The sequence below is a fragment of the Faecalibacterium sp. OF04-11AC genome (assembly GCF_003460645.1).
Classification (GTDB): Bacteria; Bacillota; Clostridia; order Oscillospirales; family Ruminococcaceae; genus Faecalibacterium; species Faecalibacterium prausnitzii_I.
Window position 1 is genome coordinate 1 of record NZ_QTVP01000047.1, and the last position, 9,931, is coordinate 9,931.

Genomic DNA, 9,931 nt, shown 5'->3' on the forward strand with positions numbered 1-9,931 from the left:
TCAAGGAAGCAAGCTCCCTCTCTCTCGTTCGACTTGCATGTGTTAGGCGCGCCGCCAGCGTTCGTCCTGAGCCAGGATCAAACTCTTTATAAATGATATTTAATCACTTAAAAGTGCTCAAATCTTTTTCGCTCAGCACGCAATCGCTTGCGTCCTGTGTGAATTACTTTATTTGGAATTGTTTAAAGTGTTTTTCCAACACTCAATAGGTTCCGTTACAAGTTTTTCGATATTGTTCAATTTTCAAGGTCCTGTCAGCGCCTCAGCCGTTTGGCTGACAGCTTATTTATTTTATCACTTGTGTGATAACTTGTCAAGCTGTTTTTTGAAGTTTTTTGATTTCTTTTTGAAGAACTCATCGAACTTCGTTCTTTTTTGAGGCGTTTTGTCAGACGCTCGCCTGACGTGAATGTATTTTAGCACAGCATCCGGCAAAAAGCAAGACCTTTTTTCAGTTTTTTTCTTGAAAAGTCCGCCTTTTACTTTTTGCCCAGTTTTTCGTGTATTTTTCTGGTTATTCCACTACGGTTCTTCCAAAAGGCGTATCCGCATAAGCTTTAAGATCTTCCTCTCCCGCCGGGAGATCTGCACCTGCGTCGTATGCAAGAGCTTTGCGGTCTCGCTCTGGGTGCGGTTGGCATAAAAGCGCAGCTTGATCAAAAGCCTGTCCTGCTCGGGCAGACTTTCCAACACCTCGGCCAGACCGATCTTATCCGTCAACTCCTCTTCCGGGGATTCTACCGGAATATCCATCTGGTGGTCGTCGTCCTCCCGGTTTTCCGGGGTCAGGCTGAGGGCAGGCTGTGCGGCCTGAATGGCAAGGGTGATATTTTCCACGCTCTCTCCCAGCTCTTCCGACAGCTGCGAAAGCGTCGGTTCTGTCCCGCAGAGCTTCCGGTGATGCTCCCGGGCCGCATTGATACGTAGACTGAGCTCTTTTAAGGAGCGGCTGACCTTTACGGTTCCCCCATCCCGGAACAGCTTTTTGATTTCGCCCAAAATCACCGGGACAGCATAGGTGGAAAAACAAACACCTCTTGTCTCATCAAAACCGTCATAAGCTTTGATCAGCCCCATACACCCGGCACTGTAGAGGTCATCGTATTCCAATCCTCTCCCCCGGAACCGCCCGGCGCAGGAATGCACCAGTCCAGATTCTGTTCAATGAACGCGCTGCGTCGGGTCTTGTCGGATATCATGGCCGCTCCCTCTTTCTCTTTTTATGTAGAGGATGCCCGCTCGTCCAGCCGCTTGGTCAGAGTCACACGGGTGCCTCGCCCGGGAACAGAGTGCACCGTGACCTTATCCATAAAGCTCTGCATGACCGCGAAACCCAGGCCGGAGCGTTCCTCCGGGTTGCCTGTGGTAAAAAGCGGTTCCATGGCCTTGGGGATATCCGGGATGCCAATGCCTTTGTCCGCTACCGTGATCCGGACCAGCCGCCCCGGATAGACCGCCAGCGTAAGCACCACAGGGCCGACCCGGTCCGGGTAAGCGTGGACGATGCAGTTGGTGACGGCTTCTGAAACGGCTGTCTTGATATCGGCCAACTGGGGTACGGTGGGGTCATACCGGGCCAGAAAGGCGGCCGCGGCACCCCGGGCAAACGCCTCATTGACACTGAGGGAGTCGAACTGGATCTTCGTACTGTTTTCTGCTTTCATATCGTTTCTCCTGACTCCCCGCCCACGCAGGGGATATTCGCCAACCGAAGCACCCGCCGCAGCGCTTCGGGCGCGTGCTGGATCCGCAGGGTGCCGCCCAATGTCCGGGCACAGCGCTGCCGTCCTAAGATCAGCCCGATGCCGGAGGAATCCATAAATCCCACCCCGCCAAAATCCAGCACCAGCGTGCGGGGCGTACGGTTCAGCAGGGCATCGTCCAGCTGGATGCGCAGGTTCTGCGCGGCGTCGTGGTCGATCTCGCCCGCCAGATAGGCGTACAGCACATCGTCTGCCGCGCTGAATGTGACCGTTGCCATGGCTTGTCCATCTCCTTTTTTGCAAAATAAAAAGCTCTGCACACGAGATACTCTCAGTGTACAGAGCTTTTGCGTTATTTTTTTGAGAAGCGTGTCGCTCAGATGGTTTCCAGCAGCTTTGCCGCTTCCAGGGCGATGGCCTCACTGCCACAGACCAGAAGGCCTCGGCGGCTGTTGGCTTTGGCCTGCTTCACAGCCTCGTCCAGGCTCTCGCAGAGGACGGCGTCAAAGTGGTAGCGGGCCTTTTCCAGCAGGCGCTCGGTCAAGGCTGCCTCCACACCCGACGGTGTGACGAGGAAGACCTGGTCGAACGGGTTTTCCCCCATGCCCGGCATGGTCTGCTTGTCTTTTTTCTGTTCCTCGGGGGTCAGGCCGTTTTCCAGCGCCGTGAAAAATGCCTCGGCTCCCTCCTCCTCGGACAGGCCGACCACGGCGCTCATGTGGCGCACTTTGGCCATGTTGAGCACCCGCAGGAGGGCAGCAGCCTGCTGCGGGGTGCGGCAGGCGTCCAGAATGACCAGAGGCTTCTGGGAAAGGACCCGGATGCTGCTGCGGTTCTCGACGGCCGCAAGGCCCTCCAGAATGGCCTCATCGGGGATCTCAAAGCCCTTGCGCCAGAGCGCGAGCGCCATTTCGACGGCAATGGCCGCATTGCCTGCCGCGTGGCGGCCCAGGAACGCCAGCGGGACCGTGTATCCGCCGTAATCCACCTTGCTGGTAAACTTCTCGGCTTCCAGGAACGTGATGTCCTCGGGGTCGGGCACCACCAGCTCACAATTGCACTTGCCGGCAGCCACGATGAGCTCGCTGAGGACTGCTTTGGGCTGCTCCGGCGCGGTGACGCAGATAGCCCCCTCCCGCATGACACCGGCAGCCAGCGCGGCCGAGCGCTCCACAGAGCGGCTGATGCCGTCCGGGCCGATGGCCGTTACCGCGCAGACCGGCATGGCGGGCAGAGCCGCTGCCAGACCGGCATCCGGCAGCTCCACCACAGCCAGCTTACAGCCTGCAGCGCCAAAACAAATGGCGGCAGCGGCCAGCTCTGCAGCGGCGCGGGGCAGAGGCTTGGCGGCAGACAGCTTTTCCGCGGCCTCACGGAAAAGCACCTCGTCCACCGGAGCACCCTGCACCCGGATGCGGGCCGCAAGCGGCTCACACCCGGCATGGTACAGGCCCGTGACAAAACCGGCTGCCTGCAGGATGGCCCCCAGCAGACCTGCCGTGGCCGTCTTTCCTGCCGTGCCCGCCACGCCGACAAACTGCACCTGCTGCACCGCGGCGGGCAGGGCGGCACGCAGTTCCTCCGCCGGGGCAAAGCCCTCCGGCAGAGTCTCAAAATAGTGATTTGCCTCGTATGGAGTCATTCGGTCAATCCTCGTTTCGATGTTTATAGAGCAAAGCGCACATCCGGCAGAGCGCCAGCAGGAACAGCCCCACCAGCAGCCCGGCCAGCACGCCCATAAAATCCAGCCAGACGTCCAGCACCTGACTGCTCCGCCCCGGGGAGAAGAGCTGGATGGTCTCATCCGTCAGGGCCGTGAGCAGGCTCCCAGAATGGGCCAGGACATGTGCCGGACAAAATGCCGGGTGTACACCCGCAGGCAGAGCATGAGCAGGAAACCCTCCAGGGCATACTCGCAGAAATGTGCCAGCTTGCGGATAAAATGCATGGTGATGTGGGATGCAAGGCCGGGCATCCCCAGCCGGGTGAGCACCCGCTGTACCAAGCGAAGCACACGGCCGCTGGCCCCCTCCGACACCACGCCGATCTGCATGGAGTTGGAGAAGATGAACGCGATGCAGCCGATGAGCGCCAGCGTAAAGATCACCCGCCCGGCGATGAGCCAGGGAGAAGTGCGCGGGTTCTGTTCTGACATGCTCAGCCCAGAGCCTTGATGCTCTGCTCGATGTTGGCCAGCTTATCCTGGCTCTTGGCGTGCTTATTGCGGATCTCTTCCACCAGAGCCGCCGGGGCACGCTCGACGAACTTGGGGTTGTTGAGCTGGTTCTCAAACATGGCCAGCTCTTTTTCCGCCTTGGCCTTTTCCTTGTTCAGGCGGGCCAGCTCTTTCTCGCGGTCGATCAGCTCCATCATGGGGATGAAGCCGCGGGCGGCGTGGGTGGATACCTGCACCATGCCGTCGGTGCTGCCCTCGTACTTGGCGGTAAAGGTCACATCGGTGGCAAAGGCAAATTTGGCCAGATAGACCTGCGCGCTCTGGAACGGAGCGGCATCGGCCGTCTCGATGATCATGCTGGTCTTCTTGGCCGGGTGGACATTCATCTCGGTGCGCATGGTACGCACAGCCTTGATATAGTCCATGACTTTCTCAAAAGCCTCTTCCTCCGCGGTCCAGTTGTGACTCTCGTCCACGGTGGGCCAGGGCTGGGTCATGATGGTCTCGGCAGAGCCGGGCAGGGCCTGATACAGCTCCTCGGTGATGAAGGGCATGAACGGATGCAGCAGCTTGAGGGCCTTATCCAGCACATACACCAGCACACGGCGGGCGGTGTCGGCCTGCTCCGCGTCGCCGGAGTTCAGGCGGGGCTTTGCGATCTCGATGAACCAGTCGCAGTAGACATCCCAGATGAAGCTGTTGATCTTGGCAGCCGCCAGGCCCATCTCGTAGTGGTCGAGGTTGTCGCTCATGGCGCCTGCCACCTGGTTCAGCTTGGTCAGGACCCACTTGTCGCTCATGTCCAGCTTGGATTCCTCGGGCAGGCCGGGCTGGAAGTCCTCCGGCAGGTTCATCAGCACAAAGCGGGTGGCGTTCCACAGCTTATTGGCAAAGTTGCGGGCAGCCTCCACTTTCTTCTCGCTGTAACGCATATCGTTGCCCGGGGTGGAGCCATCCACCAGCATGAAGCGGAGAGCGTCTGCGCCGTACTTGGCAATAACTTCCAGCGGGTCGATGCCGTTGCCCAGGCTCTTGGACATCTTGCGGCCCTGGCTGTCGCGGACGATGCCATGGATGCAGACAGTGTCAAACGGTGCCTTGCCGGTGTAGGCCAGGCCGGAGAAGATCATCCGGCTGACCCAGAAGCCAATGATATCATAGCCCGTCACCAGCGTGTTGGTGGGGTAGAAATACTTCAGGTCCGCGCTCTCCTCATTGGGCCAGCCCAGGGTGCTGAACGGCCACAGTGCGGAGGAGAACCAGGTATCCAGCGTGTCGGGGTCCTGGGTGAGCTTGGTGCCGCCGCACTTGGGGCAGGTGCAGGGCGCGCTCTTGGCGACCACGGTCTCGCCGCAGTCGTCGCAGTACCAGGCCGGGATCTGGTGGCCCCACCACAGCTGGCGGCTGATGCACCAGTCACGGGTGTTCTTCATCCAGTTCATATAGTTCTTGGTAAAACGCTCGGGCACAAACTTGATCTCGCCCTTTTCCACGCTCTCGATGGCGGGCTTTGCCAGAGGCTCCATCTTGACGAACCACTGCTTGGAGACCATGGGCTCAATGGTGGAGTGGCAGCGGTAGCAGGTGCCCACCTCGTGCTTGAGGGGCTCGGTCTCTTTCAGGAAGCCGCCGGCCTCCAGATCGGCCAGGATGGCCTTGCGGGCCTCGAGGGTGGTCATGCCGGCATACTTGCCGCAGTCCAGCACATGGGGCTCGTTGACGGTGTTCTTGCCCGCGGCAAACAGAGCGTCGGCAGCAGCCTTGTCGGCAGCGCCGGTCATGTGGCCGTCGTAGGTAAAGACGCGGACGATGGGCAGCTCATGGCGCAGGCCGACCTCAAAGTCGTTGGGGTCATGGGCCGGGGTGATCTTGACCACGCCGGTGCCCTTGGTCATGTCAGCGTGCTCGTCGCAGACGATGGGGATCTCTTTGTTCAGCAGCGGCAGGATGACATGGCAGCCATGCAGATGTGCATAGCGGGGGTCCTCCCCGTTGATGGCCACAGCGGTATCGCCCAGCATGGTCTCGGGGCGGGTGGTAGCCAGCTCCAGCATCTCGCCCGTCTCCTTGACAGGGTAGAGCAGGTGCCAGAAGTGGCCGTCTTTCTCCTCATACTCCACCTCGGCATCGGAAATGGAGGTGTTGCAGTGGGGGCACCAGTTGACCATCCGGTTGCCGCGGTAGATCAGGCCCTGATCATACAGGCGGACAAAGACTTCCTTGACAGCCTCGGAGCAGCCCTCGTCCATGGTGAACCGCTCGCGGTCCCAGTCGCAGCTGCTGCCCAGCTTTTTCAGCTGGCTGACAATGCGGTTGCCGTACTTGGTCTTCCAGGCCCAGGCACGCTCCAGGAAACCGTCGCGGCCCACCATCTCCTTGGTCAGGCCCTCGGCACGCATGGCCTCCACGACCTTGGCCTCGGTGGCGATGGAAGCGTGGTCGGTGCCGGGCACCCACAGGGCGGCGTAGCCCTGCATCCGCTTGGTGCGGATGAGGATGTCCTGCATGGTGTTATCCACCGCATGGCCCATGTGCAGCTGGCCGGTAACGTTCGGTGGCGGCATCACGATGGTATAGGGCTTCTTGTCGGGGTCGGCCTTCGTGTGGAAGTAGCCGCCATCCAGCCAGAACTGGTAGATGCGGTCTTCCACCTGGCTCGGATCATACTGTTTTGCGAGTTCTTGCATTGTAACCTCCCAAACGTTTTGGTCCGCAGGGAGCAAAAAAGCCGCCCCACGGAAATTTCCCATGGGACGGCTGTAAATCTACATACCGCGGTACCACCCAAATTGCGCAGACACTGCGGCCCGCGCCCCTTGATGCCCCGATAACGTGGGGCAGAACCGGAGGCGACTACTCCATTCCCCGCCTCTGCTCAAAAGTGACAGCGCACCGCTCCGCTTTGCCGGGCTCTCACCTGCCCCGGCTCTCTGGAAAAGCGGCCTGCAGCGCGCACTCTTTTTCATCGCATTTGTTATAAAAGATAATAGCGGTTTTTGTTCGATTTGTCAATTGCTTTTTTATTGTTCCTGCAATAGTTCTGTCTTCAGCCGGGCGATCAGCCGCTCCATCAGCGCCACCCGGTTGAACGGCGTCATCAGATAGAAACCGTCCGCATAGGGCAGGGCCTCCCGGGCCATCTTGAGGGAGATCTCCAGGCCCAGTGCCTCGCCCTGCTCCCGGTCGAGGCCCGCAAAGGCTTCTATGATATCCTCTGCCACATGGATGCCGTTGACTTCGTTCTCCATAAAGATCGCGTTCCGCTGGCTGACCACCGGCATGATGCCGGCCAGAATTTTTGCCCGCTCGCCCAGCGTCTCCCGGGTGCGGCGGAGGTTCTCCACGGCCTGCTCCGAGAGGACCGGCTGCGTCAGGAAACCGGACATCCCGTTTTCCAGCTTTTCGCCCGCCCGGCGCAGCTCCACCTCAAAGTTGCGGGCGTTGAGGTTCAGGGCACCGAAGACCGTCATGGGGCTGGGCATCTCCCGGCCCTCCCCGGCCAGCGAAACGATATACTGGGCCAGCTTGCGGGAGTTGAACTGGTAGACGTTCTTCACCTCATCCCGCTCCGCCGTGGGGATGGGGTCGCCCGTGATGGCCAGCACTTCCCGTACCCCCTCAGCGTACAGGCCCAGCAGCAGGGCCTTGGTGGCGTTGAGGTTGCGGTCACGGCAGGTCATGTGGGGCAGGGTGCAGAGCCCCAGCTCCCGGTGCACCCGGCAGGCCACGAGGGAGGAATCCATCCGGGCTCGGGCAATGGGGCAGTCCGCGATGGTCAGCAGATCAGCTCCCGCCGCCTGCAGCCGCTTTGCGCCAGCCAGATAGTTGGTCAGGTCGGCATCCTTGGGGGAATCCAGCTCAATGGCGATCACCTTTTTGCCAGCGTTCAGCTTGCGCAGGAACGCGTCATCTTTTTCCACCGTCGGTGCTTCCGGGGTGGAAAGCTGCACCGCCGGGGCCGCTTTTTCCCCAGCTGGCAGAGAATCCAGCGCTGCCCGCAGGGCGGCAATGTGAGCCGGAGTGGTGCCGCAGCAGCCGCCCAGGATCCGAACCCCTTCCGCCGCAATTCGGGCCAGCTCTTTGGCGAAGTATTCCGGCTTGCCTGATACTTTACCTGGGTGCGGGTGACCACCGGATAGCCTGCATTGGGCATGACCGAAAGCGGCAGGGCCGTGCTGCCCAGCTGCTGTACCAGTGTCCGCATGGCACCCGGGGCCGAAACACAGTTGAAACCCACCGCGTCCACAATGCCGCTCTCCGTCATCCGGCGGACCAGGTCTTTGCTGTACATGCCCTCCCGGGTGTAGCCGTCCGGCAGCACCGCAAACGAGACCAATACAAAGGCGTCCGGCACCCTGGCCCGGATGGCCTGCACAGCTTCCAGCACGCCAGCATCCGAGCTCAGGGTCTCAAACAGGAAGTTCCTGGCCCCCTGCTCCACAAAGCACCCGGCCACGGCGGTATAAATACTGCCCGCCGGGGCGGCTTCCGTATCCGGGGCGGGCCCAAGGTCTGCAAAGACCGCCGCGCCCGTCTCCCCGGCTGCTTCCACCGCCAGTTTCCAGCCCGCCCGGGCCAGTGCTTGCCAGTCCGGCAGTTGTGCCGCTGCCATCCGGGGCAGGCCGAACGTATTGGTCTTGATGGCCTCCGCGCCGGCTGCCAGGTACTCCCGGTGGACTTTCCGCACGCCCGCCGGGTCCAGCAGGTTGCCCTGCTCACACTCCGTACCGGGCTTGGCTTTATAATAGGTACCCATACCGCCGTCAAACAAAAGCGGTTTCCGGGCCAGATGTGCACGCACGTCGATCATGTTTGGGTCTCCTTTTCCTATCAGATTGCTTGGGTTTAAGTTTAGCGTACTTTCCCCACTTGTCAAGTTCTTTTGCGCCTTTCCCTTGCGTTCCCGGTAAATTTGTGCTATCCTATGCGTACTTTCAATACAGAACGGAGTGATGGAACATGCGCCATGCAGGCACACAGGAGATCGAAACGCCGCGGCTGATTCTGCGCCGCCTTTTCCCGCAGGATGCCGATAGGATGTACGTCAACTGGGCCAATGACCCGGACGTGACCCGTTTTCTGCGGTGGGAGCCGCACAAAAACGCGGCTGAGACCCGCCAGCTGCTGGAGGCATGGGCCACCCTCTACCCCAACGAGGATTACTACCAGTGGGCCATTGTGGAAAAAGCCACCGGCAGGTGTTCGGCTCCATCAGCATCTATAACAGCCTGCTGGGGGAGCCCCAGCAGAAAGCCGCGTGGCCCGGGCTGGATCTCTCCGAGGGCATCTGGGAGCCGGGATACTGCATCGGCAAAGCGTGGTGGAACAAAGGCTTTACCACCGAAGCCCTCCGCGCGGTTGTAGAATACTGGTTCAAAAATACAAATAGTAACTGGCTGGCCTGCTGCCACGCCGCTGCCAACCCTGCCAGTGGCCGGGTGATGCAAAAGGCGGGCTTTGTCTACCACCATGACGCCGAGTACCATAAATTTGACGGGACATCGGTCTCCTGCAGGTGCTACGCACTGACCCGGGAGCATTACAAAGAATTATATTGTTCTGATAAATAACAGAAAGGAACCATTTTGAGCGAGCTTTACGATATCTTAGTGGAAACACCCCCGACGAAAGTCATCCTGCTGGCACTGGATCAGGGCCTGTGGGACTGTGAGCGGAGCCTGGCCGAACTTTCGGCCCTGTGCGAAGCCAACCATATGGAAGCCGTGGCCGAGGTGACCCAGAAGCGCCAGACGCCTGAGACCGGCATCGTGCTGGGCAGCGGCAAGCTGGAAGAGGCTGCGGCTGCGGCCGCTGAACTGGGCGCGGAGTGCGCCGTGTTTGACGGCGAATTGACTGGCAGCCAGATCCGCAACATCTCCACAGCGCTGGGCGGCATGGAAGTCATTGACCGCACCATGCTCATCCTGGAAATTTTCCGCAGCCGCGCCGTGACCAACGAGGGTAAGCTGCAGACCGAGCTGGCCCTGCTGCGCTACCGCCTGCCCCGCCTGCAGGGCATGGGCGAGAGCCTGAGCCGTCAGGGCGGCGGCGG

7 protein-coding genes, 1 rRNA gene and 5 pseudogenes are annotated in these 9,931 nt (G+C 60.4%); 3 read left to right on the forward strand and 10 right to left on the reverse strand.

The features are described from left to right. The 10 genes and pseudogenes from DXA70_RS13045 to DXA70_RS14955 all read right to left on the reverse strand — a co-directional run. A 16S ribosomal RNA gene (locus tag DXA70_RS13045) occupies positions 1 to 93 on the reverse strand; the annotation flags it as partial. A 429-nt stretch (positions 94 to 522) separates the two neighbouring features. Then, positions 523 to 1,199: pseudogene (locus DXA70_RS13050) on the reverse strand (sigma-70 family RNA polymerase sigma factor). A gap of 21 nt (positions 1,200 to 1,220) precedes the next feature. Next, entirely contained in the window at positions 1,221 to 1,664 is a 444-nt protein-coding gene (spoIIAB, locus tag DXA70_RS13055; protein WP_022256085.1) for an anti-sigma F factor, read from the reverse strand. After that, the gene (locus DXA70_RS13060; RefSeq protein ID WP_128118718.1) at positions 1,661 to 1,981 is read right to left on the reverse strand and encodes an anti-sigma factor antagonist; all 321 of its coding nucleotides are present in this window, start codon (positions 1,979 to 1,981) and stop codon (positions 1,661 to 1,663) included. The genes spoIIAB and DXA70_RS13060 overlap by 4 nt, the downstream gene beginning before the upstream one ends. A 98-nt stretch (positions 1,982 to 2,079) precedes the next feature. Further along, positions 2,080 to 3,345 (reverse strand): folylpolyglutamate synthase, encoded by a 1,266-nt coding sequence (locus tag DXA70_RS13065; RefSeq protein WP_128118719.1) that lies wholly within the window; start codon positions 3,343 to 3,345, stop codon positions 2,080 to 2,082. Between the two features lie 124 nt (positions 3,346 to 3,469). Further along, positions 3,470 to 3,544 (reverse strand): annotated as a pseudogene (locus tag DXA70_RS14940) (hypothetical protein); the annotation flags it as partial. Further along, complete coding sequence (locus DXA70_RS13070; protein ID WP_243001417.1) at positions 3,511 to 3,858, reverse strand: VanZ family protein; 348 nt, start codon at positions 3,856 to 3,858, stop codon at positions 3,511 to 3,513. The gene DXA70_RS13070 and the pseudogene DXA70_RS14940, both read right to left, overlap by 34 nt. Before the next feature lie 2 nt (positions 3,859 to 3,860). Continuing rightward, on the reverse strand, positions 3,861 to 6,566 hold the full coding sequence (locus DXA70_RS13075; RefSeq protein ID WP_128118720.1) for a valine--tRNA ligase: 2,706 nt from the start codon (positions 6,564 to 6,566) through the stop codon (positions 3,861 to 3,863). 333 nt (positions 6,567 to 6,899) lie between these two features. Further along, positions 6,900 to 7,799 carry a methylenetetrahydrofolate reductase gene (locus tag DXA70_RS14945; RefSeq protein WP_243001416.1) on the reverse strand — a complete coding sequence of 300 codons (900 nt, stop codon included), beginning with the start codon at positions 7,797 to 7,799 and terminating at the stop codon, positions 6,900 to 6,902. A gap of 203 nt (positions 7,800 to 8,002) precedes the next feature. Further along, positions 8,003 to 8,689 (reverse strand): annotated as a pseudogene (locus tag DXA70_RS14955) (homocysteine S-methyltransferase family protein); the annotation flags it as partial. A 227-nt stretch (positions 8,690 to 8,916) separates the two neighbouring features. Between DXA70_RS14955 and DXA70_RS15175 the strand changes: the two are divergent. The 3 genes and pseudogenes from DXA70_RS15175 to DXA70_RS13090 all read left to right on the forward strand — a co-directional run. Beyond that, positions 8,917 to 9,021: pseudogene (locus DXA70_RS15175) on the forward strand (N-acetyltransferase); the annotation flags it as partial. A 26-nt stretch (positions 9,022 to 9,047) separates the two neighbouring features. Further along, positions 9,048 to 9,449, forward strand: coding sequence for a GNAT family N-acetyltransferase (locus DXA70_RS13085; protein ID WP_278321347.1), 402 nt, complete (start codon positions 9,048 to 9,050; stop codon positions 9,447 to 9,449). Between the two features lie 15 nt (positions 9,450 to 9,464). Continuing rightward, a pseudogene (locus DXA70_RS13090) lies at positions 9,465 to 9,931 on the forward strand (GTPase HflX); the annotation flags it as partial.

Excerpts from the sequence above, each read along its gene's own strand:
- DXA70_RS13065 (WP_128118719.1), bottom strand. The coding sequence starts at position 3,345 with ATGACTCCATACGAGGCAAATCACTATTTTGAGACTCTGCCGGAGGGC.
- spoIIAB (WP_022256085.1), bottom strand. The coding sequence starts at position 1,664 with ATGAAAGCAGAAAACAGTACGAAGATCCAGTTCGACTCCCTCAGTGTC.
- DXA70_RS13060 (WP_128118718.1), bottom strand. The coding sequence starts at position 1,981 with ATGGCAACGGTCACATTCAGCGCGGCAGACGATGTGCTGTACGCCTAT.
- DXA70_RS13075 (WP_128118720.1), bottom strand. The coding sequence starts at position 6,566 with ATGCAAGAACTCGCAAAACAGTATGATCCGAGCCAGGTGGAAGACCGC.
- DXA70_RS13070 (WP_243001417.1), bottom strand. The coding sequence starts at position 3,858 with ATGTCAGAACAGAACCCGCGCACTTCTCCCTGGCTCATCGCCGGGCGG.